At 64.3% G+C, this 25,429-nt stretch carries 28 protein-coding genes; 12 read left to right on the top strand and 16 right to left on the bottom strand.

Annotated elements, in window-relative coordinates:
* The 3 genes from ACLL97_RS03195 to ACLL97_RS03185 all read left to right on the top strand — a co-directional run.
* The coding region (locus ACLL97_RS03195; RefSeq protein WP_411279034.1) for a Gfo/Idh/MocA family protein at window positions 1-1,418 on the top strand (1,418 nt) is incomplete at its 5' end.
* A gap of 38 nt (window positions 1,419-1,456) precedes the next feature.
* Window positions 1,457-2,902 carry a M20/M25/M40 family metallo-hydrolase gene (locus tag ACLL97_RS03190; RefSeq protein WP_411279033.1) on the top strand — a complete coding sequence of 482 codons (1,446 nt, stop codon included), beginning with the start codon at window positions 1,457-1,459 and terminating at the stop codon, window positions 2,900-2,902.
* On the top strand, window positions 2,899-3,735 hold the full coding sequence (locus ACLL97_RS03185; protein ID WP_411279032.1) for a D-hexose-6-phosphate mutarotase: 837 nt from the start codon (window positions 2,899-2,901) through the stop codon (window positions 3,733-3,735). The genes ACLL97_RS03190 and ACLL97_RS03185 overlap by 4 nt, the downstream gene beginning before the upstream one ends.
* Here the strand turns inward: ACLL97_RS03185 and ACLL97_RS03180 are convergent.
* The 13 genes from ACLL97_RS03180 to hisG form a co-directional block, all read right to left on the bottom strand.
* Window positions 3,716-4,141, bottom strand: a complete 426-nt coding sequence (locus tag ACLL97_RS03180) for a hypothetical protein (protein WP_411279031.1) — start codon at window positions 4,139-4,141, stop codon at window positions 3,716-3,718. The genes ACLL97_RS03185 and ACLL97_RS03180 overlap by 20 nt on opposite strands.
* The gene (locus ACLL97_RS03175; RefSeq protein ID WP_411279030.1) at window positions 4,138-4,944 is read right to left on the bottom strand and encodes an SRPBCC family protein; all 807 of its coding nucleotides are present in this window, start codon (window positions 4,942-4,944) and stop codon (window positions 4,138-4,140) included. Before ACLL97_RS03175 ends, ACLL97_RS03180 begins: the two co-directional genes overlap by 4 nt.
* A 4-nt stretch (window positions 4,945-4,948) precedes the next feature.
* Window positions 4,949-5,728: a DUF4397 domain-containing protein gene (locus ACLL97_RS03170; protein ID WP_411279029.1), complete on the bottom strand. Its 780-nt coding sequence runs from the start codon at window positions 5,726-5,728 to the stop codon at window positions 4,949-4,951.
* Window positions 5,729-5,795: 67 nt separating this feature from the next.
* A complete protein-coding gene (locus ACLL97_RS03165; protein ID WP_411279028.1) occupies window positions 5,796-5,972 on the bottom strand; it encodes a DUF1328 family protein in 177 nt (58 codons plus the stop codon).
* Between the two features lie 63 nt (window positions 5,973-6,035).
* Window positions 6,036-6,683, bottom strand: a complete 648-nt coding sequence (gene hisIE, locus ACLL97_RS03160; RefSeq protein WP_411279027.1) for a bifunctional phosphoribosyl-AMP cyclohydrolase/phosphoribosyl-ATP diphosphatase HisIE — start codon at window positions 6,681-6,683, stop codon at window positions 6,036-6,038.
* Entirely contained in the window at window positions 6,680-7,486 is an 807-nt protein-coding gene (gene hisN, locus ACLL97_RS03155) for a histidinol-phosphatase (RefSeq protein WP_411279026.1), read from the bottom strand. The genes hisIE and hisN overlap by 4 nt, the downstream gene beginning before the upstream one ends.
* Complete coding sequence (gene hisF, locus ACLL97_RS03150) at window positions 7,483-8,262, bottom strand: imidazole glycerol phosphate synthase subunit HisF (protein ID WP_411279025.1); 780 nt, start codon at window positions 8,260-8,262, stop codon at window positions 7,483-7,485. The genes hisN and hisF overlap by 4 nt, the downstream gene beginning before the upstream one ends.
* Window positions 8,263-8,266: 4 nt before the next feature.
* Entirely contained in the window at window positions 8,267-8,809 is a 543-nt protein-coding gene (locus ACLL97_RS03145; RefSeq protein ID WP_411279024.1) for an imidazoleglycerol-phosphate dehydratase, read from the bottom strand.
* Window positions 8,806-9,519, bottom strand: coding sequence for a 1-(5-phosphoribosyl)-5-[(5-phosphoribosylamino)methylideneamino]imidazole-4-carboxamide isomerase (gene hisA, locus ACLL97_RS03140; protein ID WP_411279023.1), 714 nt, complete (start codon window positions 9,517-9,519; stop codon window positions 8,806-8,808). Before hisA ends, ACLL97_RS03145 begins: the two co-directional genes overlap by 4 nt.
* Window positions 9,516-10,181 (bottom strand): imidazole glycerol phosphate synthase subunit HisH, encoded by a 666-nt coding sequence (gene hisH / locus ACLL97_RS03135; protein WP_411279022.1) that lies wholly within the window; start codon window positions 10,179-10,181, stop codon window positions 9,516-9,518. Before hisH ends, hisA begins: the two co-directional genes overlap by 4 nt.
* On the bottom strand, window positions 10,178-11,251 hold the full coding sequence (locus ACLL97_RS03130) for a pyridoxal phosphate-dependent aminotransferase (protein ID WP_411279021.1): 1,074 nt from the start codon (window positions 11,249-11,251) through the stop codon (window positions 10,178-10,180). Before ACLL97_RS03130 ends, hisH begins: the two co-directional genes overlap by 4 nt.
* On the bottom strand, window positions 11,248-12,615 hold the full coding sequence (hisD, locus tag ACLL97_RS03125; protein WP_411279020.1) for a histidinol dehydrogenase: 1,368 nt from the start codon (window positions 12,613-12,615) through the stop codon (window positions 11,248-11,250). The genes ACLL97_RS03130 and hisD overlap by 4 nt, the downstream gene beginning before the upstream one ends.
* On the bottom strand, window positions 12,612-13,490 hold the full coding sequence (hisG, locus tag ACLL97_RS03120; RefSeq protein ID WP_411279019.1) for an ATP phosphoribosyltransferase: 879 nt from the start codon (window positions 13,488-13,490) through the stop codon (window positions 12,612-12,614). The genes hisD and hisG overlap by 4 nt, the downstream gene beginning before the upstream one ends.
* Window positions 13,491-13,951: 461 nt before the next feature.
* Here hisG and ACLL97_RS03115 point away from each other — a divergent pair, with 461 nt between their 5' ends.
* From ACLL97_RS03115 to ACLL97_RS03095, 5 genes are all read left to right on the top strand, one after another.
* Window positions 13,952-14,365 (top strand): plastocyanin/azurin family copper-binding protein, encoded by a 414-nt coding sequence (locus ACLL97_RS03115; RefSeq protein ID WP_411279018.1) that lies wholly within the window; start codon window positions 13,952-13,954, stop codon window positions 14,363-14,365.
* Between the two features lie 78 nt (window positions 14,366-14,443).
* Window positions 14,444-16,345, top strand: coding sequence for a hypothetical protein (locus ACLL97_RS03110; RefSeq protein WP_411279017.1), 1,902 nt, complete (start codon window positions 14,444-14,446; stop codon window positions 16,343-16,345).
* 64 nt (window positions 16,346-16,409) lie between these two features.
* Window positions 16,410-16,844 carry a DUF6992 family protein gene (locus ACLL97_RS03105; protein WP_411279016.1) on the top strand — a complete coding sequence of 145 codons (435 nt, stop codon included), beginning with the start codon at window positions 16,410-16,412 and terminating at the stop codon, window positions 16,842-16,844.
* 115 nt (window positions 16,845-16,959) lie between these two features.
* Complete coding sequence (locus ACLL97_RS03100; RefSeq protein WP_411279015.1) at window positions 16,960-17,469, top strand: GAF domain-containing protein; 510 nt, start codon at window positions 16,960-16,962, stop codon at window positions 17,467-17,469.
* A 19-nt stretch (window positions 17,470-17,488) separates the two neighbouring features.
* On the top strand, window positions 17,489-18,085 hold the full coding sequence (locus ACLL97_RS03095) for an HD domain-containing protein (protein ID WP_411279014.1): 597 nt from the start codon (window positions 17,489-17,491) through the stop codon (window positions 18,083-18,085).
* 321 nt (window positions 18,086-18,406) lie between these two features.
* Here ACLL97_RS03095 and ACLL97_RS03090 read toward each other — a convergent pair whose 3' ends face one another.
* From ACLL97_RS03090 to ispG, 3 genes are read right to left on the bottom strand one after another with little or no spacing between them, the layout of a single operon-like run.
* The gene (locus ACLL97_RS03090) at window positions 18,407-19,543 is read right to left on the bottom strand and encodes a serine hydrolase domain-containing protein (RefSeq protein WP_411279013.1); all 1,137 of its coding nucleotides are present in this window, start codon (window positions 19,541-19,543) and stop codon (window positions 18,407-18,409) included.
* Between the two features lie 56 nt (window positions 19,544-19,599).
* Window positions 19,600-20,439 carry a sterol desaturase family protein gene (locus ACLL97_RS03085; RefSeq protein ID WP_411279012.1) on the bottom strand — a complete coding sequence of 280 codons (840 nt, stop codon included), beginning with the start codon at window positions 20,437-20,439 and terminating at the stop codon, window positions 19,600-19,602.
* Window positions 20,440-20,454: 15 nt separating this feature from the next.
* On the bottom strand, window positions 20,455-21,693 hold the full coding sequence (gene ispG, locus ACLL97_RS03080) for a flavodoxin-dependent (E)-4-hydroxy-3-methylbut-2-enyl-diphosphate synthase (protein WP_411279011.1): 1,239 nt from the start codon (window positions 21,691-21,693) through the stop codon (window positions 20,455-20,457).
* 119 nt (window positions 21,694-21,812) lie between these two features.
* Here ispG and ACLL97_RS03075 point away from each other — a divergent pair, with 119 nt between their 5' ends.
* The 4 genes from ACLL97_RS03075 (at window position 21,813) to ACLL97_RS03060 (ending at window position 25,111) form a co-directional block, all read left to right on the top strand.
* Window positions 21,813-22,310, top strand: coding sequence for a hypothetical protein (locus tag ACLL97_RS03075; protein ID WP_411279010.1), 498 nt, complete (start codon window positions 21,813-21,815; stop codon window positions 22,308-22,310).
* Window positions 22,311-22,363: 53 nt separating this feature from the next.
* Window positions 22,364-22,927 (top strand): outer membrane protein, encoded by a 564-nt coding sequence (locus ACLL97_RS03070; RefSeq protein ID WP_411279009.1) that lies wholly within the window; start codon window positions 22,364-22,366, stop codon window positions 22,925-22,927.
* A gap of 219 nt (window positions 22,928-23,146) precedes the next feature.
* The gene (locus tag ACLL97_RS03065; protein WP_411279008.1) at window positions 23,147-23,692 is read left to right on the top strand and encodes an outer membrane beta-barrel protein; all 546 of its coding nucleotides are present in this window, start codon (window positions 23,147-23,149) and stop codon (window positions 23,690-23,692) included.
* Window positions 23,693-23,794: 102 nt separating this feature from the next.
* Window positions 23,795-25,111, top strand: coding sequence for an FAD-dependent oxidoreductase (locus ACLL97_RS03060; protein WP_411279007.1), 1,317 nt, complete (start codon window positions 23,795-23,797; stop codon window positions 25,109-25,111).
* Window positions 25,112-25,429 lie beyond the last annotated feature (318 nt).

Raw genomic sequence — 25,429 nt, 5'->3', positions numbered from 1 at the left:
ATCGAGCGCCCAGCGCCAAGCTCAACATCGCCTGCGTGGGTATCGGTGGCATGGGCATGAGCAACATGTCGCAGATGCTCACGGAGAACATCGTGGCGGTCTGCGACGTGGACTACGCCTACGTGGAGCGTTCGCTGAACGGACGGCTCAAGCCGCGCACCGGAGAGCCGACGCCGGAAAACCTGCAGCTGGGCGAAGCGTACAAGAACGCCAGGAAGTACACGGACTTCCGTGAAATGCTCGACAAGCAGAAGGACATTGACGCGGTGCTGATCGCGACGCCCGATCATCTGCATGCCACCATCGCGCTGGCCGCAATGTCCTTGGGCAAGCATGTATACGTGCAGAAGCCGCTCGCGTACTCCGTACACGAGGTGCGACTACTGCAAAAGGCGGCGGCCGCCAATCCGAAGCTGGCTACGCAGATGGGGAATCAGGGCCACTCGATGGAGGGTTCGCACCGCATCAACGAGATCATCGCCTCGGGCGTGCTCGGCAAGATCCGGGAAGTGCACGTGTGGACCGATCGCCCGGTGCGCTATTGGGCGCAGGGTATTCCACGTCCGCGCGCGGCCAATGCGCCGACACCGACAGCGCTGCCGAATCCGCGCCCGCAGTGGAACATGGGCACGGTTGATAATGCGGTGCGCGCGGCCATGGCCGCCAACGATTCGACGATGCCACCGGGGCTGAACTGGGATCTGTATCTCGGTCCCGCACCGGAGATCGCGTATCACCCCGCGTACCATCCGTTTGCGTGGCGTGGGTGGCTCGATTTTGGCGTTGGCTCACTGGGCGACATGGGTGCACACCTCATTGACCAGCCGTTCACGGCGCTTGGGCTCACGTATCCGACGTCGATCGCCGCGTCATCGTCCCCGTGGGGCGGTGGTGAGAAAAATCCAGCCACGTACCCGATGGCCACGATGGTACAGTACGACTTCCCGAAGGTGGGGAAACGCGACGCACTCAAGTTGTACTGGTACGACGGCGGCCTCATGCCGCCGCGTCCGGAGATGCTGCCCGCCGAAGTACCGATGAACAACCCTGGCAGCGACGGCGGTGGTGGGGTTTTCATTGGCGAGAAGGGCATCATGTTCTATGAAACGTACGGCAATAAGCCACGCATTTTCCCGGAAGCCATCGCGAAGAAGGCAGAGCAGGTGCCGGTCAGGCTGCCGCGCATCACCGTGTCGCACGAGCAGAACTGGATTCAGGCGTCGAAGGGCGAGGCCCAGTCCAGCTCTCCATTCTCACAGGCGTCGCCGCTCACCGAAACGATGTTGCTCGGCATGGCAGCGTTGCGCGCCGGACAGGGTCGCAAAGTGATCTACGACAGCGAAGGGATGACGTTCACCAACGCGCCCGACGCGAATCAGTATCTCACGCGGGTGTACAGAAAGGGATGGGAGCTCTAGTGCGCCTGTTCCTTCGCGACTGCTGGGCAGTCGGGACAGTGGCCGCGCTGTCCGTCAGTGCTCCGGCCGCCCTGCAGGCGCAGGCGCGGTCGCCGTACGTGGTGACCACCGCGGCGCCGGCCGGTTTCGACCGCGCGTTGGCGCAGCGCGCCTCCCTCGAGCATCTCACCAAGCTCATCGCGCTCAACACGCAGAACCCGCCGGGCCACGAGATGCTGACGGCGCGCTACTTCGATGCCATCTTTGCGCAGATCCCCGGCGTCGAGCGCCATCTGCTCGATGCCGGGAATGGTCGTGCCAACTTCATCGCGCGATTGCGCGCCGTGAATCCAACCAAGCGTGCGGTGCTCATCATGGGGCACATGGACGTCGTGGGTGCCGACACCACCAAATGGAACACGCCGGCTTTTACCGCGACCATTCGGGAGGACGCGGGCGTGTCGTATCTGTATGGTCGCGGTGCGATTGACGACAAGGGGATGCTTGCCACGGCCACCGCGGCCATGCAGCAGCTGGCGACGCAACGCGCGTCGCTCGATCGCGACATCATTTTTCTGGCCACGGCGGCCGAGGAAGGCGGCGACGAAATCGGCATCGACCGGGTCATCGAAAAGCATTTCGATCTCATCAAGGATGCCGAGTTCGCGCTCAATGAAGGCGGACGCGTGCGCGTGTCGGATGGCCGTGTGATGTCGGTGAATATCCAGACCACGGAGAAGATTTCGTATAACGTGGTGGCGACGGCGAAAGGGCCTAGCGGACACGCTTCAGTCCCGCTGTCGCAGAATGTGCTGGCCACGCTTGCCCGTGCGGTGTCGCGCGTGCACGAGTGGAAGTCGCCGGTCAAGCTCAATGAGACCACGCGTCTCTATTTCGCGCGGCTGGCGCGCATCGAGAAGGATCCCGTGATGAAAGCGGCGATGCGCCGTGTGTCTTCGCCCACCGCGTCGAAAGGACAAATCGATGCGGCGGCGGCGATACTCTCCCGCGAACCGCTGCACAACGCGGTGTTGCGCACGGGCCAGTCAATCACACTGCTGAATGGCGGGATCCGCTCCAATGTGATCCCGAGCGAAGGGACGGCAACGTTCAACGTCCGCGTGCTCCCCAACGACGATGTGCGTACCGTGGTATCGGCCTTCAACCGCGTGTCGAAGGAACCGCAGGTGACCTTCGTACTCACGGGCGAGCCACGCCAGTCGCCGCCCGTGTCGCCGGTGACGGCCGCGCTGTATCAGGCGATGGAGTCGTCGGCGATCGCAATGGACCCGAACACCACGGTCATTCCGTTCATGAGCACCGGAGCCACCGATGGCGCGGCGTTGCGCGCGAAGGGCATCCCGACCTACGGTATTCTGCCGATGCCATTGGCGATGGTGGACGAACTGCGCATGCACGGCGACAACGAACGGGTGCCCGTACCGGCGTTGGGATGGGCGGCCGAGTTTCTCTACCGCACGCTGCAGCGCGTGACCGCGAAGTGAGCGGTGCGAGCGAGGCGCCATCGGTCGAGTTGCACGCGCCCGACGGGGCATTTGCGCGCGTCTATTTCGATGGTGCGCATGTCACATCGTGGATGCCGGCTCAATCGACGGTCGATCGCCTGTTTGTAAGTCGCAGGGCGCAGTATGGGACTGGCTGTTCGATTCGGGGCGGCATTCCAGTCTGTTTTCCGCAGTTCGGACCGTTCGGCCCTATCGGGCACCACGGATTCGCGCGGCTCAGCCGCTGGAAGATGGTGGGTCAAGACGAGGTCGACGCCGGCGCGCGTATTATCCTTCGGCTCACCGACACCCATACTTCGCGTAAAACGTGGCCGTTTGCCTTCAGTGCCGACCTCGCCGTGCATGTAGCGGCCGCTACGCTCACGGTGCAGCTCACGGTCACCAACACCGACCCAACGCCCATCAGCTTCACGGCCGCGCTCCATCCGTATTTCTACGTCGAGAACGCGCACGCTACCACGGTACGAGGTCTGGCTGGCTGTCGGTATCGCGACGGACTGCGCGACGGCGGCGAATTCGATGCCGTGAACGATACGCTGCCCATTGAAGGACACATTGATCGCGTGTATTACGCGACGCCGGATGTCATCGAGCTCCGCGAGCCGAATCGGACATTACGCATCGAGAAGCGTGGCTTTCCGGAAACGGTGGTCTGGAATCCGGGTGCAGAGGGAACGCGCACCCGGGCTGACTTCGCCGACGGCGAGGAGCTGCACATGGTGTGCGTGGAGGCCGCCGTGGTGCGGCCTCCCGTACTTCTGATGACAGGCGAACAATGGATTGGAACGCAGGTTATGACCGCGGAAGGGTAGCGTCTGGCGAGTCGAACATCCGCTCGCCATGCACGTCGTCGTCGCGGGTGACAGCTGCCGGTCCCTTCAGCTCGTGTCCGATCGCCGCCTCCTCGAGCTCTTCTGCCGACCTCGGCTCCGCGCCGAGTCCCATGTCGGCATCTCCCATGTCATTGTGGTTCGATACGGAAAGATCCCTCTCCGTAATGCCATCGCTGTCGTCGGCCACCTCGGCGAGAGCATCGGTATCGCCAAGCATCCGAGGACGATCCAGCGCATCCATGTCGACTGCGCTGGTGAACGTCTCGTCGGAGTACTCGTCGACCACTAAGCCGTCGGCGTCACGCACGACATCCGCATCCTGCGCGGGCGAGGCGGGTGGCACTGCCGGCTGGCCGTCCGATTCATCTGAGCGCGTTGGCGTCATACGGTCAACTCGGGCGAGTTGCGGCTCTCAGCCATCTCCTTGAACCGTTCGAGCGCCCTACGGACTTGCCGATTTGGTGCACGACCAAACATTCGCGCCACCAAATCGCCGAACTTGCCGGCGGGCGGCTGTGCCTCGAGCGTGACGAATACATCAGTGCCGCCATCCGACATCTCACAGAACATCACCGTACCATTGTTCGGCACCTGAGCCGGTTCGACGGTACGCCAGGCGATCCACTCGTTCTCGCGCTCATCGACAATCTCGGCGTCCCACTCCACGGTGGAGCCCGCCGGTCCGGCGACTACCCAATGAGAATGCGTCGGCGACAGGACGTCGACGCGATCGAGATGATCCATGAACTGCGGCAGCGTTGAGAAGTCACGCCACATGGCGAACAACTCCTCGCGCGGCCGTTCAACGTATACACTCTGACGCACGCGGATCGATCGGGCATGATCGACCTCGGCCGGTAAACCGGCCTCGACGTGCTCCTTGGTGGATACCCCGAGCACCGAATAGGCCTTGCAGTGCCCGGACGCACCGCGGTACAGCAGTTCAGCGCCCAAAAGCGCCATGCTGTATCCCGCGGTGCCACGTCGGCGCAAGCCGAACGTGGTGAGAAACCCACCCGCGACTGCGGAGGCGATGCGCTCAGTGGCACTGACGTTCACGTAATCGGATCTACCCTGCCGCGTGGTCTCGCGGCGCAGGCGGCGATCATCCGATCCGCTGTGTTCCATCGAATTGAGAATTTCACGTGCCATCGGTTGCACCCCTCCGTCGTCCGGTTCGGTCTTCATCAGGTCAAGGAGCCTTTTTGAGCGAATCCATCATCATCATCTTCGCGTTGCTGATCGCCTGGTCGTCGATCACGATCGCTTCGATGCGCTGACCAGCCGTGCCAGTGAGCACGACGCTATACGAGTGACCGGCCTTGAAGTCCATTTCCCGCTTGAGGATCTGTTTGCCGTTGCTATTGATGTTGACGCTGACCGTGGTTTTGACGGGATCGATGTCCTTGTAGCCGGCTTCCGACGTGAGGTTCACGTTGTCAAAAAACGGCTCCGTCATGCCGGCCATCACGACGTCGACCTCACCAGCACCCTTCACGCCGTGAATGACGCGCAGGCGAGCCTTGGTGCTGTCGGTCGCGAGCTCATCCTTCAGCACGCGCAGACGAACACTTCCATCGCCTTCTGGCAACGCGATCAGCGAATAGCGCGAGCCATCCATCATGATTTCGTTGTTCGACGCGATCGTCGTGTCGCGGTCGCCAGCCTGCAGGCGGAACTTTGTGACGTTACCCTTGAGTTCGGTATATGGCGTCACCGTCTTGAAACCGATCCCACTGAACATGGCGCGATCATCGGCACTGACTGACGCATCCTTTGCGCTCGGCAGCGCGTTGATCATACGGACCATCGAAACGTCGCGATTCTCGGCAGATTCAGCGGACGCCGAGGCGAGGCTCCCTTCGGCCGTGGTCGTCTGGATCGCACTCTTGTCAGCGTCACTGTCTCCCTTGCAGGCGGTGAAAGCGCTCGCGAGCGACAGGAGCAGAAGCGTTTTAGCAGGTGTGCGCATTGAGGACTCCGGAATAATGGTGATCGCAGGCATACCCGCCCTGCGACACAATCCGTCGCGATGCGTTTCAGCGCGAGGATTGCCGTCCGGAGATCAGTCCCATCACCAATGTCGCGACGAACAAGACCACGAAGACCACAACTAGTATCTTCGCGATGCTGAACGTCGCGGTGGCGACACCGCTTACGCCAAACGCAGCGGCGATCAGTGCAGCGATCAGGAAGCCAAGTGCCCAACGGAGCATGGCATGACCCAGACGGATGCGGTCGGGGCCACCCCGAGTGGGTCGCCGTCGCCGCACCCGTCGTTATTGCATACGCCGTGCCGTTTCCTTTGCTCGTGACGAAAGCACTCCGCGCACGCCGTCCAGCGACCCGCCCACGGCACGAAGCGCCACCAGCGCGTGATAGAGCAAGTCAGCGGTCTCTTCTGTGGCTCGTTCGATATCGCCGTCCACACACGCCGTCGCCAACTCGACGGCCTCTTCGCCGAGCTTCTTCAGTCGAAGGTTCCGGTTGCCAAGCAGACGTTGGGTGTAGCTCTCGGCGCTGTCGCTCGTATCCTGCATGCGCGAGGTGATCGTCGCATCAAGAACGGCGAACACGTCGGCTTGCAGCGCGTCCTCGCGAAAGCACGAGGTCGTTCCGTCATGGCAGGCCGGACCGGCCGGTACCACGCGGGCGAGCACGGCGTCGGCATCGCAATCGGCGGTGAGTGACACCAGCCGCTGCACATTCCCGCTGGTGCCGCCCTTGTGCCAGAGGCCGCGCGATCGCGACCGATAGTGCATTTCGCCGGTCCGCAGCGTGTGCTCGAAGGCCTCGCGATCGGCGTACGCCACCATGAGCACGGCACCCGTTGCCACATCCTGCGTGACGACGGTCACGAGACCACCGCCCTTTGTGAAGTCGAGCTGGTCGATATCAAAGGTGATGGCGCGCTCATGGTCATTCATCTCGATACTCCAGCATCAGGATCAAAAGGCTCAACCAAGTACGGCCGAACGATGTCGCCAAGAGCGGCGTTGGTGGCGATCACGTTGCCACCGAATGCGGTATCGCGACCCCGCCAGTCGGTAAAGCGGCCACCGGCTTCTGTAATGAGCGGATACATCGCAGCGGCATCCCACGGATTGACGATATCGTCGACCATGATCTCGGCGCGGCCGGTCGCGACCAGCAGATAGCCGTAGCAGTCGCCCCACGTGCGCGCCACGGCCGCCTCCGACGACAGGGCGTGCCACGGCGCTCGTCGGTGCGGACGCTCGAGGAACCGATCGTCGGTGATCAGCACTGTGGCCTCGTGCAACTGCCCGACGCGCGAAACCGACGCCCGGGATCCGTTCCACCAGCATCCCTCACCGAGGGCCGCCGCTACCGTCTCCTGCACGGCCGGATAACAGGCGGCACCGGCGATCACGATGTCGCCCTCGCAGCATGCCACAAGTGTGCCCCACAGCGGCACGCCACGCACAAAGGCCTTGGTGCCATCGATCGGATCGAGAATCCAGCGACGCGGAGCACTGACGCGCTCATCGTCGAGCTCCTCACCGAACACGCCGTCGTTCGGAAACCGCTCGGCCAGCCACGCACGAGCCGCGCGCTCTGCTTCGCGATCGGCGATCGTGACCGGTGAACCATCGCCTTTGATCTCGACGTTCACGTCGGTGCGATACCACTGCATTGCGATCGCGGCCGCATACTGTGCGACCTCGGCCGCCGCCTGCAGGAGCACTGCGGCGCTCTCGGGTCGCGTCATGTCGCCACGCCGGAGGGCGTGATGCGCACGGGGAGCCCTGCTTCGAGCATCACGTGCTTGAGCGCCTGCACCGTCGTGATACCATCGTGTAGAATGCCGGCTACCAACACCGCATCGGCGCCGCCGTGTACGATGCCATCGACCAGGTGACGGGCGATGCCGGCGCCACCCGACGCGATCACCGGTACATGCACCGCGTCGGCAACCGCGCGCGTGATGGACAGATCGTATCCCGTCCGCGCGCCGTCGCGGTCGATGGAGGTGAGGAGAATCTCGCCGGCGCCGCGCGCCACGCACTCCTGGGCCCACGCCACGGCCTCAAGCGGCGTTTCCTCGCGACCGCCCTTGACCCACACCTTGTACACGCCGTTCGCGTCGCGCTTGGCGTCGATACTGGCCACCACGCATTGCGCGCCGAAGCGATCGGCGGCTTCGGTGAGCAACTCCGGCCGCGTCACGATCGCCGAGTTCACCGACACCTTGTCGGCGCCGGCACGCAGCGCGCGCGCGACATCGTCCGACGTGCGCACGCCACCGCCGATGGTAAGCGGAATGAACAGCCGTTCGGCGGTGCGACGCGCCACCTCGAGGAGCGTGGCACGCTCCTCGGCGCTGGCCGAAATGTCAAGGAACGTGATCTCATCGGCGCCTTCGCGCTCGTAGCGCTGAGAGAGCGCGATCGGATCACCGACGTCGCGTAGACCTTCAAACTGCACGCCCTTCACCACGCGGGCGCCTTTCACGTCAAGGCACACGATCACCCGTCGAGTCAGCATACGATCACGAATCCGTGATGGCGAGACGCACGCTACCCTTCGTGCTGAACACTGCGCCCGTTTCCACGAGCGCTTCGCGCAGCGCAAAGCCCAGCCCCTTGATCGCCGCTTCAATGATGTGGTGCTTGTCGAAACCTCGGATCACCCGTACGTGCAGTGTCGCCTTGGCGTTGTCGGCGAACGACCGCAGAAAGTGCTCGTAGAGATTCGACGGCAGCTTGCCCTCGTAATACGGGCGTCCGCCGATATCGAGCACGACCTGCACCAGGGCATCATCCATCGGTACGGTGCGCTCGCCATAGCGCGCGCATCCGGCGGGTGCAAAGCTCGCGACCGCTTGACCAAGTGTGATCGCCACGTCTTCGATGAGATGGTGGCGCATGTCGCCGGTGGCCTGGACGTCGAGATCGACGCCCGCGTAGCGCGCAAAGGCGACCAGCATGTGGTCGAGAAAGACATCGCCCGTGGACACCGTCGCCGCACCCGTACCGGCGGTGATCGTCAGGCGGATCTGGGTTTCCTTCGATTCGCGAATAACGACGGTCATGCGCCGAACTCCTCTGCGAGACGACGCGCATCGAGCGCGCCCGTGTAAAGCGCCATGCCGAGTACCGCCCCGGACAGGCCGCGGTGTTCGAGCGCGCGCATATCATCCAACGAGGTCACACCACCCGAGGCGAACACCGGCCACGCGCTCGCCTCGGTCACATCTTCCATGAGCGGAAGGTCAGTACCGGCCATCTTGCCTTCGAGATGTACCGCTGTGACCAGCACACCGGCCAGCGGCAGTTGCGCGAGGTCGGACACGAAATCGATCACATCGATTTGTGAGGTTTCGGCCCAGCCGCGCGTGACCACTTTTCGCTCGCGCACATCGGCCGCGATGATCAGTCGGCCCGGAAATTTCCCCGCCATCTCGCGGCGCCAATCCTCGTCTTCGATGGCGCGTGTGCCGACCACCACCCACGTTGCGCCTTCGTCGATCAGTCGCTCGATCCGCGATTCCTCACGCACGCCACCGCCGACCTGCACGGGCACCGTGGCGTCGCGCAGGATCTCGCGAATCACGTCGTGATTATGTCCGCGTCCGGTGGCCGCATCGAGATCGACGACATGTAACCGCGTGAAGCCGATGCGCTCCCACTCAGCGGCCACAGCACCGGGATCGTCGAGACGCACCCGCTCGTCGTCGTAGTCTCCGCCGACGAGTTGGACGCACTTGCCACTACGCAGATCCACCGCCGGTACAGCGATCATGACGTACTCCTGAGGGAAGCGACGAACTGTAGAAACTCGCGCACGAAAGCTACGCCGGGCGCGCTGGACTTTTCTGGATGAAACTGCGTGCCGATGATGTTGCCGCGTCGAACCGACGCGGGGAAGCGGTCGCCGTCATGGTCACTCCACGCACTGACGAACGCTACATGCGCGGCCGTGGGTCGACAGACGAAGCTGTTGGCGTAGTACGCGACGTCGAGTCCCGACGCCAGAAGCAGTGCGTCGGTGACTTCTTCGAGGCGATTCCACCCGATCTGCGGAATCTGGGTGGCATGGAGCTTCGTCACCTGTCCTTCCACGACGCCCAGTCCTCGACCCGGCCCTTCATCGCTGCCGTTAAACAGCAGCTGCATGCCGAGACAGATGCCCAGGGCCGGAAGTCCCGCCATGAGGGCCTCACGCATGACCTCACGGCCAGGCGCGAGACGCTCGGCCGCCGGCGCGAACGCACCTACCCCCGGCAGGATCAAGGCGTCGGTGTCGCGCACCGCGCGTGCCGGGTCGGTTTCCACGTGAACCGCGGCTCCCCCGGCTTCGATCGCCTTCACCAGCGAGTGCAAATTGCCGGCCCCGTAGTCGAAGACCGTGACGCGCAGCGGCGCTCTTGGTACGGCGACGTTCAAAGCGCGGGTGCCCGTCATGCCGACCTCCGGGCAGCCATCACCTCATCAAACGCGGTGAGAAAGCGCTCGAGCAGCGGCCAGGGACCGACGCTGATGCGCAGTGTGTCGCCACTATGCGGCAACGCCGGAAACGGCCGCACCGCCACGCCACGTTCGCGTAGGGCGATTCCCACCTGTACGCAATCTGTCACCGGCAGGCATACGAAGTTCGCATGCGACTCCAGCGGTGCGAATCCGCGCCTGCGCAGGGCGTCGGCCAACCGCTCACGCAGCGAAACGGCGAGGGCGATGTGTTCATGTACCCACGGCAGGTCGTGCTGCAGTGCAGCAAGCGCGGTCTGTTCGGCCATCGCATTCAGCTTGTACGGTCCGCGTGACTTCTCCACTTCCATCACCAGCGACGGCTGTCCAATCGCGTAGCCGATGCGAAGCCCCGCCAGCCCGAACGCTTTCGACATCGTGCGAATCACCAGCAGTCGGTCCGACCGCGTGACCAGATCGACTGCCGACACACCCGCGAATTCGGCATACGCTTCGTCGACGAATACGACCCCGGGCGCGTCGCGCAGCGCGCGCTCGATGGTGTCGCGGGCCACCAGCGCTCCGGTGGGATTGTTCGGCGAACAGAGGTACAACAACTTTGGCCGCGTGGCGAGCAATGCGTCGATGTCCGGCTGATGTGACGGCAGTTCCACGCATCCCGCATACGCGAGCGCGTTCATCCGCGCAAAGATCGGAATCATGGCGAACGACGGCTCCGGCCCCGCCACGAGATCGCCCGGTTCACCGAAGGCGCGCATGGCGCTATCGAGAATATCGTCGGAGCCGCAGCCGGTCACGAGCATGTCGGGCGTCACGCCCACGAACTGGGACAGCGCCTGCTTGAGCTCCGCCGCGTACAGCGTGGGATAGCGCGTAATGCGCGCCACCGGCAACTCGCGCCACGTGCGCTCGGCTACTGGAGGCATGCCCCACAGATTCGTGTTGTCGGTGAGATCGAGATCCACCGGCGCGCGCTTCGGATCGTACAACGGCACGGCGTCGTACGCCGCCCGCGCCACGGCCAGACGTTGGGTATTGTCCGTCATACGTTCACATTCCGCGCGCTCACGCTCCATGCGCGCGCCGCGGCCGCGTGGGCAGGCAATCCTTCCGCGTCGGCGAAGAGGCCCACGTCGCGCGACAGGCTGTCGGCGGCGGTTGGTGACACTTCCTGCCACGTAGTCCATCGCACGAAGTCGAGCGTCGATAGGCCTGAGTAGCTCCGCCCAGCCCCGGCCGTGGGAAGCACGTGGTTGGCGCCAGTCATGTAATCACCAAATGCCACGGAGCTCGATTCGCCCACGAAGATCGTGCCGGCGCTACGCAGGGCTGCGAGCGTGGCTGCCCGCACCGGATCGGCGACCACGAGCAGCAGGTGTTCGGCTGCCCACTCGTTGGCGAAGGCGACACCGTCGGCGACCGTGCGTACCGATACGATCGCGCCGCGCGCGGCGAGGGCCTCGCGCACGATCTGCGCCCGCGGTGCCTGCGCGAGCTGCGCGAGTACTTCGACCTCCAGCGCGCCGGCCAACGCCCCGACGTGATCGGGCGAACCCACCAGCACTGCGATCACGGCGGCATCAGGGTCATGCTCGGCCTGCGCCATCAGTTCGCGCGCCAAGGCCGCTGGGTTGGCGGTGTGATCGGCCAGAATGAGCAGTTCGCTGGGACCGGCCGGCGAGTCGATGGCCACATCGGCCACCAGCTGCAGTTTTGCTTCGGCCACGAAGGCATTGCCCGGTCCCATGATCCGATCCACGCGAGGCACCGTGGCGGTGCCGATGGCCATCGCGGCAATGGCGCCTGCGCCGCCCAACGCGAACACCCGATCGACGCCGGCCAAGGCGGCCGCGGCGAGGACCACCGGCGACGGCAAGCCGTCTGGGCCAGGGGGCGAACAGACAATCACTTCACCCACTCCGGCGACCCGCGCCGGGATGGCCCCCATCAGGAGCGAGCTCGGATAGGACGCTCTTCCGCCAGGCGCGTAGATCCCCACGCGGGCAAGGGGGTCTGGGCGTCGCCCAACGCGGACGCCGGGTTCTGGCGAGCACTCCGTCGCAACGGGACGAAAGGCCTCGTGAACCGCGGCGATATTGCGGGCTGACCGTTCGAGCACCCGGCGCAGCTCGGGATCGAGCGCGGCGAGCGCGGCGTTCCAGGCGGAACGAGGCACTTCGATGGCGGGCAGTTCGACACGATCGAAATCCCGGGCGAAGGCAAACAACGCAGCGTCACCCTCAGCGCGGACGCGAGCGATGATCGCTGTCGTTCGGTTCCGAACAGTCGTATCGGTAGTGGACGAGCGATCCACGATCGCCCGACGGGTGGGCCCATCGAGCTCGGCGAGCGGTCCGCTTGCGCGCAGCGTCAGCGTCAGCGTCAGCGTCGGCAGAAGCGGAGCGGTCACGGCACGAGCCTTTCGATGCGAGTCACGAGAATGCCTTCGCCGCCCAAGGTGCGCAGTTGGGAGATGGTGCGGTAGATCGAATCGGCGCTGACCACCGCGTGGACAGCCACGTACTTCCCGTGATCGGCGATTTCAATGACGGTTGGTCCGTTGAGGCCGGGGAGCACGGCGCGCACCTCGTTGAGGGCGGCGCGCGGTACGTTGGCCATGAGATAGCGTTGGCCGCGGGCCCGGATCACCGAGCCAAGCGCGGTGACCAAATCGTCGAGTTCCTGCACCCGCGACGGGTCGCCGTTGCGGGGGCCATTCGTGGCGGTCACGAGGTGAGCACTCGACAGCATGACGGTCTCGATCTCGCGCAGGCCGTTCATCTTGAGCGTGGAGCCGGTCGACGTAAGGTCCACCACGATGTCGGCAATTCCGAGGTGGGGGGCGATCTCCGCCGCCCCCGAAACCGGCACGACTTCCACCGGGCGTCCGCGCGACTCGAAGAAGGTGCGCGTGATGCGGGGGAAGACGGTGGCGACGCGGGCTGGCTTGCCATTGGTGCCAATGTCCTCGACCGACCGGATCCCCGAGTCGTCCTTGGCGGCCACTACCAGGCGGCAGCGGCCAAAGCCCAGATCGAGATGTGAGCGAAGCTCGCGTCCCGACTCATTGACGAGGTCCATGCCGGTCACGCCCACGTCGGCGGCGCCGTCGGCCACGAACTCGGGGATGTCTTGGGCACGGACGAAGATGGCTTCGAACTCTCCCCCCAGGGAGGCCGTGAGGGCGCGCTCCCCCGACGAGCGGACCTCGAGTCCGGCGTCGTTGAACAGCTCACGGGTGTCCTCACTCAGGCGCCCTTTGTTGGGTAGCGCGATTCGTAGCATGACGGTCTGGGACGAGAGAGAGAAAGAGAGAGAGCAGGACTGGAAAAAAACAAACGGCCCGTCCGAGAGGGACGGGCCGAGGATCGCTTGGGTGCTGCGGGATCAGCGAGCTGTGCTGGTCACCGTGGCATACACGAAGCGCCCCGACCCGTACGGCCGTGGCTGCGATGCGCATGATGGTGGTGCAAGCTCTGCATGATGAGGTGGAGCGTAGTGGGGGCCTGGACGCCCGTCAAGGAGGAAAAATCCGACGGCCCTTGGCGCGGCGAGAGCTTGTGAATAAGTTCACAATGCTCGTAGGGCCCTACGCGCACAGGACTTTTCCTGTAGTAAGGTAAAATTTTCGATCTGGCTCTAGGAGGCCTTTCGACATGCGGTTTCTCGGCTTTGCAGTAGTAACTGGCGCTGCGCTTATGCTCGGCGCTTGCGGTGGAGACAAGAGTGCTGCCACGGATTCGGCGATGGCTCCGGCTGGCGCCTCGGCGGCGGCGGCACCGGCTGATATGGCTCCGGCGGCGGGCGCAATGGCCCCGATCACGGGTACGACGTACGAAGTGAAGATGATCGGCGACGGTGCAGGATACCGTTTTGAGCCGGCCAACATCACGATTGCCGCCGGCGACGGCGTCAAGTTCACCATGATCAGCGGTGGCCCGCACAATGTCGCGTTCGATCCGGCCGTGGTTCCGGCCGCCGCGAAGACGCAACTCATGGCCAACATGCCGGAGCAGGCGGGTGAGCTGTCGGGCAAGATGATGCTGAACGCCGATGAGTCGTACACGATCTCGTTTGCCGGCGTCCCCGCTGGCGAGTATGCGTACCACTGCACGCCGCACCTTGCCATGAACATGAAGGGTGTGATCACGGTCAAGTAATTCGAACGGTCTCCGTTCGGCAGGAAATCGCGGGGGCTGGCGAACATCGCCGGCTCCCGCGTTCGTTTGTATCGTCTCATGTCGATGCTGCCCACTGTGCCCACACCGTCTCCACTCGTGGCCGATCACGCCACGCTGCCGCCACCCGCGTCACAACGGCCGCGCGTCGGTCAGCGCGCGCGATGGCTTGCGGCCCGCACGCGCAATGCGGCACGACACGGCCTGCTGATCGCGTTGCTAGGGGCGATCGTCGTGATCGCCGCGCTCCTGTTGTTCGTGCTCGTACCGCAACAGGTGGATCGCGCCCTCGCGGCGCAGATAGCCGCGCTTCCGCCGGAACGCGACACGCTGCCGCTGTATATCGAAGGGCTCGCGGCTCGCCGCGAATTGACGCGGATCGAAACATCAATCGCGGTCGCAGCCATTGCCTCGCGGGCCGATGTCACCGTGCCGCGGGCGGCGAACGCGAACCGCGACTCCGCCGTCGTCACGCCCATGCCTCCGGCGCGGGACAGTGCCGCGAATGATCTGCAGCGACAGCTCGTACGCAGCCGTCAAGCCCCGCTCGTGGAGAGCTACCGCGCGCTCGCCGATACGCGACTGCTGCGCGATGATGGGCGGGTGCGCAGTCTGATTGACTCCATCGAACAGCTGTACGCCGAGCGTGAAGCCTACGCGGCGCTGAGCGGACCCGATGCACGCTATGCGTCGATGACGTCGCGCCTCACCCAGCTGGGACAACGACTCACCCTGCTCGCTGAGTCGGCGTATGCCGGCGCGGCGGAGAACGCGCCGACGAACGAGATGCCGGTGGTGGCGGGGAACCAAGTGGGATCCGTGGCCGACAGCGCGACGGTCGCGCCGCTGCTAGTCGTGCAGCAGCCGATGGCCGATAGCGCGCTCGCGCACTCGCGCGACGCCGCGGTCGATCTGGCGGACCGCTCCGAGCGTGCGCTGCAAGACGTTGCCGGCCTCAATGCCGGCCTTCGACGCAAGCGGGATGCGCTGCGAGCGCGCATGCCGCTCGACATCCCACCCATGGCGATGCTGCTGGCCTCGCTGGTGCTGGGGTTGGTGCTGGGGTTCGCGTTCGTGTTGTGGCGCGAGATGCGCCGTCCCACCGTGGGTGACGCGCAGGAGATCGAAGGGATCACGCGCACGCGCGTGATTGTCCACCGCGCGGCGACCGCGTCGATCCGTGCGACCCGCGCGCGCCGACGGGCCGATGAACAGATGCCACCTATCATGCAGCCGACAGAGGCGGCGTGGCCGCTGCTGCACCTCACACTCAGCAGCATCGGCGATGTCTCGCGCTACGTAGAAGTGGTGGCCGACCAGCCCGTGCTGGCGGGAGCGGTCGCGCTGAATCTATCGGCCGTGGCGGCACACGAGTCGCGAGCCACGGTGCTGGTGGATGCCGCGCAGCGCAGTAGTGCCCTGCTGTCGCTGTTGCCCATGTCGGTGCTCGCGACCGCGACCGCCACGATTGCGCGGACCTCGCGCCGCGCCGACACCGGCCTGGTGAACGAGCGCGAACTGGAGGCCGAGACGGAGGCCGAGACGGAGGCCGAGACGGAGGCCGAGACGGAGGCCGAGTCGGAGGCCGAGTCGGAGGCGTCGCTTCGCTCACGCTGGGATGCGCCGCGGTCGCTGGCGATCGGTCGCGATACCGTCATCGACATCGTGTTGCCGCGCCGCGTCCGCTCACGGCAAACGGGCCGGGATCTCGGCGATCCGCGTGATGCGGCGTCGATGGTGGATGATCTCCAGCGATTGGCGTCGCACCATGATCTCGCCGTGTATGTCACCGACCACGATCTCGACCAGCAGGTGCCGTTGGAGACCGATGTGGTGCTGTGCGCACGTCCCGGCGTGACGACGCTGGCGTGGCTATCGCGCACCATGCAGCAGCTCGAGGCTCGCGGACGCCGGGTGCGTGCGGTCGTCCTCTGGTCGGCCGACCTCCCGCTTATCGGATGAACGCCGGCGCACTTCGTCGCACACTCCGTGGCGCGCTTTGACGTCGTCGGCTAGTCTCCAAGACATGTGGGCCGATACGCTGTTGTCACTCGAACGTGGTCACCTGATCCGCCTCGCGCTGTGGGCCGGCGCCTGTGTGTTGAGCGGGACATCGCTGCTGGCCTGGTTGCTGGTGCGTCGCACGACGGCGCCGTTGTTGCGGCATTTTGCGGTACAGACGGCGGCCTGGGGAGCGGTGAATCTTGCCATCGTGGCGTGGGCTTGGCGCGGGCTCACATTTCGCGATTTCGCGGGCACGCAGCGCCTGTTGAACGTGCTGTGGCTGAACACCGGTCTCGACGTGGGGTACGCGGCGGTCGGCGTCACGTTAGCCTTGACCGCTTGGCGCTGGGGACAACGTGCGGGCGGTATCGGTGCCGGTCTGGGGGTGGTGGTGCAGGGCGTGGCCCTCGCGTTGCTCGACCTGCGCCTCATCTTCGCCATCGGGCCACTAGAGTAGGCAGTCGGGAGTCTGGGGTTTGGAACCGCGTATCCGTTTCCGCGCTTCCTAACGTTGCACCTTCTTTTCCTTACGCCTTACGCCTTACTCCTTACTCCTTACTCCTTACTCTCCCATGGAGCCCGTCATCCCCGATCTTCGCGCCGCGCCGCGAACGCTCGCGTACGCGAAGCTGCTCGAGATGCAGGCGTTGTTGCTCGACGGCAGCGACGACACGATCGCCGGGATGGCGACCGTGAGCGCGCTGCTGCACCATGCCTTCGGTCATCTGTGGACGGGATTCTACCGGGTGGTCGAGCCCGGACAGCTGCTGCGTGTCGGCCCGTATCAAGGATCGTTGGGCTGCCAGGAAATTGCATTCGGGCGCGGCGTGTGCGGTACGGCGGCGTCTGAACGTCGGACCGTGGTGGTGGCCGACGTGCACGATTTTACGGGACACATCAGCTGCGATCCGCGCTCGCGGAGCGAAATCGTGGTACCGGTGTTCGACGCCTCGGGCGTGTTGATCGCGGTGCTCGATATCGATTCGTCGGTCCCGGCGGCCTTTGGTGAGGCCGATCGCGACGGGCTCGAAAAGCTGGTGGCTTGGTTCGCCCGCGCCACGTATGTTCCCGTTCCTGTCTGACTCCTCAGTCGCCCCGTCGATGACCGGCTACTCCGATCGGATCAACCACGCGTTCGCCTTCGCGGCGAAGCACCACGATCAGCAGGTCCGCAAAGGCACGCGGCTTCCGTATCTCACGCATCCGGCGAATGTCGCGGTGATTCTCACTCGGTACGGGTGTAACGAAGACACGGTGGTGGCGGGCATCCTGCACGATGTCGTGGCCGACTGCGTGCGCGATGGATGGACACGCGAGACACTCGACGAGCGCATCGGAACCAAGTTCGGCAACAGCATGCTGGAGATGCTGCTGTCCGTAACCGAGCGTCGCACCGACGACGACGGGGTCGACATGGCCTCGGACGATCGCAAGGATGACTACTTGGCTCGACTGGCGCTGGCCGGCGACGATGCGCTCTGGGTGTGCGCCGCCGACAAGGTGCACAACGCGAACTCGATCCTCTCCGATCTGCGCCGCACGTCGTTCCCCGAAACGGTGTGGGGTCGGTTCTCCGCTGGACGCGAAGGCACGGTGCGACTGTACACACGCGTGAGCGAGCGACTCCGCGAGATCGGATTCAACGCCCCGATCGTGGACGAACTCGCGCATGCCGCCGCCGAGCTCGGCCGGATCTGATCACCGGCCGGAGTCGGGGTCGCTCGTGGATCAGTAACGAAATGTTGATCGCCTTGTTCCTGTACTGTTGTGGGAAATATTTCGTGCTACGGTAAGCCTCCAGCGTTCGTCTAAGCTGGCGGACGGACCGTCGTATGCCGAGCTCGGGGCGCGCGCTACGGTCACGGACGCGTTTCTTGCGCGCTGGAAGCAGTGCGTCGCCGCCCGCGGCATCGTTAGGTCCAAGACGACACCATGCGATGATCTCGCCGATGATCGGACACCGAGTGCCGCAATGCGACCGCTGCACGAATGGGTGCGCGGCGTCGAGACATCAACCGCCTACTTCTTGCGACCGCTGGTGAGAAACGTTCCGAACGGTGTGCCCTCCAACACGCGCGTCCCCACTTCGATCATCACATCGAAGCCATTCGCACCATTGGTCAGCATGACCATTCCGTCCCGGTGGCCGGGTCGATAGAGTACCATGGCCTTCTCGCCCCAGTCACTGCCCGTGTGCCAGAGGACCCTGTCGTCAGGGTACTCGAAGATCTGCCACCCCAGACCATAGCCGGTGCGGGTCGGGCAGATCGGGACTTTCTTCGCATCGCACTGATCACCTGGGGCATCGATGGTGTGCAACGAGTCGCGCTGGGCAATCAGTGCGGCCGGCAGCCCATCGTGCCGCATCACGGAGAGCACGAAACCCGCATAGTCCGCGACCGTGGTGTGCAGGTTGTCTGATGCGAGTTCAAGGGCAGAGGCATCGCTTGGTCCCCACGTGTTATTCGGACCGAACGGCATCGCCACACGTCCCGCGAACCACGGCGTGATAACGAAAGAGATGTGGCGCAGTCCGGCCGGCGAAAAAATCAGCGACTGTGCCGACGCGTCGATCGATTGTCCCGTGACGCGGTGGGTATACTGCTTCAGGTACTCGAAGCCCTCTCCGGAGTAGCCGTACGTCGTGCCGGGGTCGTTCTGAAATTTGAGCTGCCCTCCCGTTTGCCGACGCCAGTTCGGAAAGCCGGTTCGATGACTGAGCGACAGCCGCGGCGTCAGCAGCAGATGCCGCGGGTCATCGGCGATGTCGGGATCGACCCACACCGGCGCCATCACGGCGTCGAGCGAAAGACGACCAGCCGCGGCCAGGCGCAGGATCGTTTCCGCGAACACCGGTTTTGTGAGTGATGCAACGTTGTACAGCGTGCGCTCCGTCGCCGGCACGCCGGCGGACTGTTCGCCGTAGACGCGCGTCCAGTCGATGCGCCCGTTGTCGATGTGTGCGATCGCGATACTCGGTACGCGAAACATGGTCAGCCACCCGGGGACCAATGCGTCGAGAGCATCGACGACTTTCGCCTGTGCCGTCGACGCAACGGATGGTGCGGGAACCGGCATCGATTGCGCGTCGGTCAATCGGGGGACAAAGACGAGTGCGACTGCGGGCAGCAGGCGAAGTCGTGATTGTATCGTCATAGCGCGGACCTCGTGGTGAGTGTCGGACCCACCACGAGTGGAGATTGCCTGGAGTTTCAGCCGTGCCCGTCTCGCCGTGTTCCGGCCGGGGGCGCCCCGGCACGGTGCCGCGCTTCTCCCGCTACCACCTCGTCGACACCGAACACCACCTGTGACAGATTCGGCGTCAGCCTGAACGTCTCCGCAATCCGATCCCACCACGAAAAGAGCGAACTGAAATTCGCGTTCTGCTCGGCGAGCACCACCGAGTGATGCACCTTGTGCATATGCGGTGTGACGATCACGGTGCGCAGTACGCGATCGAGCCAATCCGGCAAGCCGATGTTGGCGTGATGAAACTGCACCACGGCGAAGAGCAGCACTTCGTACAGCGCGAGTTCGTCCAGCCGACAGCCGATGAGCGCCAGCACAGGCACCCGGGCCAGCGACGACAAAGTGATCTCACCGAGGTGGAATCGGTTCGCCGTCGTCACATCCATCTGGCGATCGGAGTGGTGCAACCGGTGGAAGCGCCAAAAGAACGCCACGGTGTGATTCAACCGGTGCCACGCGTACGTCCAGGCGTCGAGCAGAAGAAGCACCACCACCCAGCGCAACGCCGGGGACACCGAGAGCCAGTTGAGCAGGCCCACGCCGTGCGCCGCCGTCCAGTTTATGGTTGCAATCCAGAGCGTGAGGAAGCCGAAGCGGATGGCTAGACCGTTGAGCACGCCGATGCCGAGGTTGGTCGCTGCGTGGCGGAGACGCACCCGCCAAGGGTGCGGGCCTCCCGAAAAGAGGCCAAGGAACGGCTGGACACTTTCCCAGGCAAAGAGCAGCAGCATCACGCCGATCGAAGCCGGTGCACGCCACGATGCGAGAGTGGCCGCGTCGATTATGGTTGGTGCTAGCCGCATATCAATGACTGGCCACTACACCGACGCGCCGTAGCTCGTGGTCACGTAGTTCTCGAGAATCACGAGGAACTCCTCGACAATTTTGTCGCCCTTGAGCGTCGTGAAGAGTTTGCCGTCCACGTACACCGGCGCCTTCGGCTCTTCGAACGTGCCAGGCAACGAGATGCCGATGTTCGCGTGCTTGGACTCGCCTGGTCCGTTTACCACGCAGCCCATCACCGCGACCTTCATTTCCACCACCCCCGGACGCGACTCGCGCCACACCGGCATCTGTTCGCGCAGATAGCCCTGAATGTCTTGGGCCATGTGCTGGAAGAACGTACTCGTGGTGCGACCGCATCCCGGACAGGCCGTTACCTGGGGTGCGAACGACCGCAGTCCGAGGGACTGCAGAATCTGCTGCGCCACGAACACTTCTTCGCGACGATCGCCATTCGGCTTCGGGGTCAATGACACGCGTATCGTGTCGCCGATGCCCTCGCTGAGCAGAATGCCAAGGGCCGCCGCCGAGGCCACTATACCCTTCGTGCCCATGCCCGCTTCGGTCAGACCGAGGTGCAAGGGATAGTCGCATCGCTTGGCGAGACGACGGTAGCACTCCACCAGATCCGGCACGACCGAGATTTTTGCGCTCACGATGATCTTGTCGTGAGCGAGTCCAACTTCTTCGGCCAGTGCCGCCGAACGCAGCGCGCTTTCCAGCATCGCGTCCATGTAGACATCCTTCGCGTCGCGCGGCTCGGCCGACTTCGCGTTGCTGTCCATCATGTCGGTGAGCAGGGTCTGATCGAGCGAGCCCCAGTTCACGCCGATGCGCACCGGCTTGTCATGATCGATCGCCGCCTGCACAATGGTTGTGAAATTCGTGTCGCGACGCTTCGTGCCGACATTGCCCGGATTGATGCGGTACTTGTCGAGCGCGGCGGCGCATTCCGGATACTTCGTGAGCAGCAGGTGCCCGTTGTAGTGAAAGTCGCCGATAAGCGGGACGTCCAAGCCGCGATCGATCAGCCGCTGCCGAATCTCAGGCACCGCTTGCGCCGCCTCGTCGTTGTTGACCGTAATGCGGACTTTCTGCGAACCAGCTTCAAAGAGCGCGGCGACCTGATCCGCGGTGCCGGCGGCGTCGGCCGTGTCGGTGTTGGTCATCGACTGCACTACGATCGGTGCCGAAGAGCCGACAGAGACACCGCGCACCTTGGTGGTGACTGTGGGACGACGACGAGCGCTGAAGCTGTTCACGGAAGACACCATTGAACCCGGTTGAGAGTGGCCGCCGTAAGGTAGCGCGGGGAGGGAGTTCTCCCCAAGTTCCCAGCACGCTGACCCTCCAGCGAGTTGGCCCGTCGTTGCACACTCAACCCGTCGCCGCCGTGTCCGATCCCACTCCGCCGTCCGATACGTCTGAAGGTGCGTCAGTAGGTGCGTCAGCAGGCGCGTCAGCAGGCGCGTCCGACACCCCAGTTGTTGCCCCCGCTCCCAAGCCGCGGCAGTCCTTCCTGCGTCGGCACTGGTTGGCTGCGGGCGTGTTCGGGGTGCTCGGCCTACCGGCCCTCGGGATTGCTCTTTGGGCCACGATCGCACTCAGCTGGAGCTACTCCAGCGGCAAGCGGGCCGGCTACGTCCAGAAGATGTCCCGCAAAGGCTTCGTCTGCAAAACGTGGGAAGGCACGCTCTACACGGATATCGCCCGTGGCTTCCGATCGGACAGTTTCACCTTTACGGTGCGCAGCGATTCGCTCGCCCGTGTGATCGAGACACTGAGCGGCAAGAGAGTTGCAGTGGACTACGAGCAGCACATCTATGTGCCGACGTCATGCTTTGGCGATACGGAGTACTTCGTGACCGGTGTGAACGCGTTGCCGGAGTAGCACGACGTCCTACTCCGAGGCCGGCGTGTCATTCCCCGCAATCCGGAGATTTTATGCAGCATGCACTTCGACTTCTCAGTGTTGCCCTCAGTCTTGCCGTGCCTGCCGTCTCGTCCGCGCAGGCCACGGAGCGCCCCGTGTCGTTTGGTCTCAGCGGCGGATTGTCGCTGCCGACGGGTGATCTCGGTGACCGTGCCGACGCCGGCTTCGTCATTGCCGGCCACGTGTACTACAAGCCGGCATCGATTCAGGCGCTGCGCTTCCGCGGCGATGTGAGCTTTGACCGCTGGTCGATCAAGAATGCCGATGCGGGCGCGGATGCGTCCACGCGCAGTGTCGGTGTCGTGGCCAATGCGATCTACGACTTCGCCACCAACGGCACCTCGACGGTCAAGCCGTATCTGCTCGCCGGACTCGGCCTGTACAACAACAAAACGTCGGTCGAAGTCGCCAACGTCAACGTGACGGGCAGCGCAACGGATGTCGGCGTTCAGGTCGGTGGCGGCTTTGAGTTTCAGCTGTCCGGCTTCTCTACGTTCGCGGAAGCGAAGTACGTCAACGTCTTTTCCGACGGCCGCTTCGCCTGGATCCCGATCTCGTTCGGCGTACGATTCTAGCGTGTTTGCTCTCTCTAATACGCTTTTCGCTTTGAGGCGTGCTGAACTAGTGGGCGACCTACGGCGAACACGGGCGTTGTCCACTGCGAGTATCAGCGAGCCCGACAGACTTCCCGATTGAAACCATCGCGCGTAACCTGCGTATTCGCGAGAGTTACGCGAAGCTCGCTCCGACAGCGATGGCGCCGTCGGTTTCCCGTACGCTATGTGGAGATCCAGATGAATCGTTTTTCGAAGTATGTTGCGGCCGCCGCCCTGATGGTGGTCCCATCAATGCTCAGCGCTCAGGCGTCCGCCGTGGGTTTCGGTATAAGCGGTGGCCTTTCCGTTCCGACCGGAGATTTTGGTGATGCGGTAGACGCCGGCTATTCGATCGCTGGTCACGTTTTTCTGAAGCCCGCGTCGATGAAGTCGCTTCGTTTTCGTGGCGACGTGAGTTTCGACAGCTACGCCTACAAGGGCAACATTGATGGCGACGCCCGCGTCCTCGGCTTCATCGGCAATGCACTCCTTGACCTCTCCACCAACGGGGGCGTGAAGCCGTACGTGCTCGGCGGGCTCGGTGCATTTAATACCAAGGCGTCCACGAAGGTGGGCTCTGTCAACGTGTCCAGCAGCGACACCAATGTCGGCATTCAGATCGGCGGCGGACTGAACTTCCAGCTGTCAGGCTTCTCGACATTCCTCGAAGCGAAGTATGTGAACGTGTTCACGGAGAACAACAGCACGGGATACATCCCGATCACGTTCGGTATCCGCTTCTAGTCCGCGGTTCCGCACGACAAGGCCCGGTATCCACCCGGATACCGGGCTTTTTGTGCGTCAGGGGATAGAGTTGAGCGGCCCGTCCCGCCAGCTTTCGAAAGTATGACTAGCCAACACTCTCCCATCATCGTTGTCGGCGCCGGCGTGGCCGGCCTCGTCTGTGCGATCGAGATCCATCGCGCCGGCGGCCTCGTGCTTGTGCTTGATGCTGAGTCGGAGGTGGGCGGGCGAGTACGAAGCACGACCCGCGACGGCCTAGTGTTCGATCACGGCTTCCAAGTGCTGTTCACGGCGTATCCCACGCTGCGCAGCTATCTCGATCTCGAAGCCCTCGAGCCGCGTAAGTTTTTGCCGGCGGCCCGCATCGTTCAAGGCGGCCGCGCCTCGCTCATCGGCGACGCGCTCAGCGATCCGTCGTTGCTCATCGATACCGTCATGGCGCGCGCGGTCCCGCTCGGCGACAAGCTGCGCCTGCTCGCGCTGCGCCGCTTCGCCCAGCAACTCTCGATCGACGAATGCTTCACCGCGCGCTTTGCCGCCGTGAGTACGCGCGACTTCCTCGCCTCGCGCGGCTTCAGCGCGGCGGTCATCGACGGTTTCTTCGCCCCCTTTTACGGCGGCATTCTGCTGGACCGTACGCTCGCTACGAGTGCGTCGGTACTCCTGTTCACGTTCAAGATGCTGGCCGAAGGTGATACCGTGGTGCCGGCGTCGGGGATGGGCGCGCTGACGAAGCAGCTAGCCGCGCGACTTCCGTCGGGAACGGTGCGGACGGGAGTCGGCGTGCAGGCACTCACCGTAAGCGATGGCCGCGTGACTGGTGTGGTGTTGGTTGGTGACACCGTGCTACCCGCTGCCCAGGTCATCATGGCCACCGATGCACCGGCCGCGGCACGACTCGCCGCCACGGCTGGCGTGCAGATCGCCACGCCGTCGGGTGCGCGTGGAACCACGACGCTGTATTTCACCACAAGCGGGACGTCACCGATTCCCGGGCGGGCGCTCTGGCTCAATGCCGATGCGACGGCGGTGATCAGCCACGCCGTCACCATCACCGATGTCGCCGCCGAATACGCGCCGCGCGGTGTGTCGCTGATTGCGGCGAGCGCCGTGGGCGCGGCGGCCGACCGGAGCGATTCGGATCTCGAGTCCGCTGCACGTCGTGAACTGGCCGCCATGGCGAAAGCCGCCGGCGATGCGGCGGCCGAGGCGAAAACTGCAGCGCTGTCGCGTGCGGCAGTCTGGCGGGTGCCCTACGCTCAGTTTGCACAGCCACCGGGATGGCGGGAACACCGCCCGACGATTGCGTGTGGTATACCCGGGCTGTGGCGCGCCAGTGAAGTCTTGCACTCCAGCTCTCTCGAAGGCGCAGCACGCGGCGGACAGGATGCTGCCCGGGCTGTACTGCAGCCTCACTGACCCTGCCGCTCCCAAACGCGACATATCCTCGTTCCTACCGCTACGCTGCTCAGCGCCCTTGCGGTCAGTGCCACGACCTTTGTGGTGGAAGCGCAGCATCAGTGGTTGCTTGGCGCCAGTCGATCGACCGCCGTCGCCATCGGTGGTAGCGCGAAGCGATTCTTCATGTCGGATGAAAAGTCGGCTGGTCTGGAGCGAGTCGTGCCCACCGTGCGGCTGACCATCGGGTCCGCGCTTTAAGCTATCGACCAGAGACCTCGGCGACTCTGCGTCCTCCGTTCCTCCTCGTGATCAGTTTTCGATCTACCCGAGCATCGC

Source organism: Gemmatimonas sp., assembly GCF_046594945.1.
In the GTDB taxonomy this organism is placed as follows: domain Bacteria; phylum Gemmatimonadota; class Gemmatimonadetes; order Gemmatimonadales; family Gemmatimonadaceae; genus Gemmatimonas.
The sequence above is the reverse complement of the archived record's forward strand: the minus strand, read 5'-3'. Positions and strand labels throughout refer to the sequence as shown.

Bases quoted from the DNA above. Each gene is read 5' to 3' on its own strand.
- ACLL97_RS03105 (WP_411279016.1), top strand. From the start codon at position 16,410: ATGTGGGCCGATACGCTGTTGTCACTCGAACGTGGTCACCTGATCCGC.
- ACLL97_RS03065 (WP_411279008.1), top strand. From the start codon at position 23,147: ATGAATCGTTTTTCGAAGTATGTTGCGGCCGCCGCCCTGATGGTGGTC.
- ACLL97_RS03115 (WP_411279018.1), top strand. From the start codon at position 13,952: ATGGCTCCGGCTGGCGCCTCGGCGGCGGCGGCACCGGCTGATATGGCT.
- ACLL97_RS03145 (WP_411279024.1), bottom strand. From the start codon at position 8,809: ATGACCGTCGTTATTCGCGAATCGAAGGAAACCCAGATCCGCCTGACG.
- hisN (WP_411279026.1), bottom strand. From the start codon at position 7,486: ATGACGCGACCCGAGAGCGCCGCAGTGCTCCTGCAGGCGGCGGCCGAG.
- ACLL97_RS03085 (WP_411279012.1), bottom strand. From the start codon at position 20,439: ATGCGGCTAGCACCAACCATAATCGACGCGGCCACTCTCGCATCGTGG.
- ispG (WP_411279011.1), bottom strand. From the start codon at position 21,693: ATGGTGTCTTCCGTGAACAGCTTCAGCGCTCGTCGTCGTCCCACAGTC.
- ACLL97_RS03165 (WP_411279028.1), bottom strand. From the start codon at position 5,972: ATGCTCCGTTGGGCACTTGGCTTCCTGATCGCTGCACTGATCGCCGCT.
- hisG (WP_411279019.1), bottom strand. From the start codon at position 13,490: ATGCTACGAATCGCGCTACCCAACAAAGGGCGCCTGAGTGAGGACACC.
- hisA (WP_411279023.1), bottom strand. From the start codon at position 9,519: ATGATCGCTGTACCGGCGGTGGATCTGCGTAGTGGCAAGTGCGTCCAA.
- hisF (WP_411279025.1), bottom strand. From the start codon at position 8,262: ATGCTGACTCGACGGGTGATCGTGTGCCTTGACGTGAAAGGCGCCCGC.
- hisIE (WP_411279027.1), bottom strand. From the start codon at position 6,683: ATGAATGACCATGAGCGCGCCATCACCTTTGATATCGACCAGCTCGAC.
- ACLL97_RS03170 (WP_411279029.1), bottom strand. From the start codon at position 5,728: ATGCGCACACCTGCTAAAACGCTTCTGCTCCTGTCGCTCGCGAGCGCT.
- ACLL97_RS03060 (WP_411279007.1), top strand. From the start codon at position 23,795: ATGACTAGCCAACACTCTCCCATCATCGTTGTCGGCGCCGGCGTGGCC.
- ACLL97_RS03180 (WP_411279031.1), bottom strand. From the start codon at position 4,141: ATGACGCCAACGCGCTCAGATGAATCGGACGGCCAGCCGGCAGTGCCA.
- ACLL97_RS03095 (WP_411279014.1), top strand. From the start codon at position 17,489: ATGACCGGCTACTCCGATCGGATCAACCACGCGTTCGCCTTCGCGGCG.
- ACLL97_RS03070 (WP_411279009.1), top strand. From the start codon at position 22,364: ATGCAGCATGCACTTCGACTTCTCAGTGTTGCCCTCAGTCTTGCCGTG.
- ACLL97_RS03100 (WP_411279015.1), top strand. From the start codon at position 16,960: ATGGAGCCCGTCATCCCCGATCTTCGCGCCGCGCCGCGAACGCTCGCG.
- ACLL97_RS03110 (WP_411279017.1), top strand. From the start codon at position 14,444: ATGTCGATGCTGCCCACTGTGCCCACACCGTCTCCACTCGTGGCCGAT.
- ACLL97_RS03090 (WP_411279013.1), bottom strand. From the start codon at position 19,543: ATGACGATACAATCACGACTTCGCCTGCTGCCCGCAGTCGCACTCGTC.
- ACLL97_RS03175 (WP_411279030.1), bottom strand. From the start codon at position 4,944: ATGAAGACCGAACCGGACGACGGAGGGGTGCAACCGATGGCACGTGAA.
- hisH (WP_411279022.1), bottom strand. From the start codon at position 10,181: ATGACGGGCACCCGCGCTTTGAACGTCGCCGTACCAAGAGCGCCGCTG.
- ACLL97_RS03130 (WP_411279021.1), bottom strand. From the start codon at position 11,251: ATGACGGACAATACCCAACGTCTGGCCGTGGCGCGGGCGGCGTACGAC.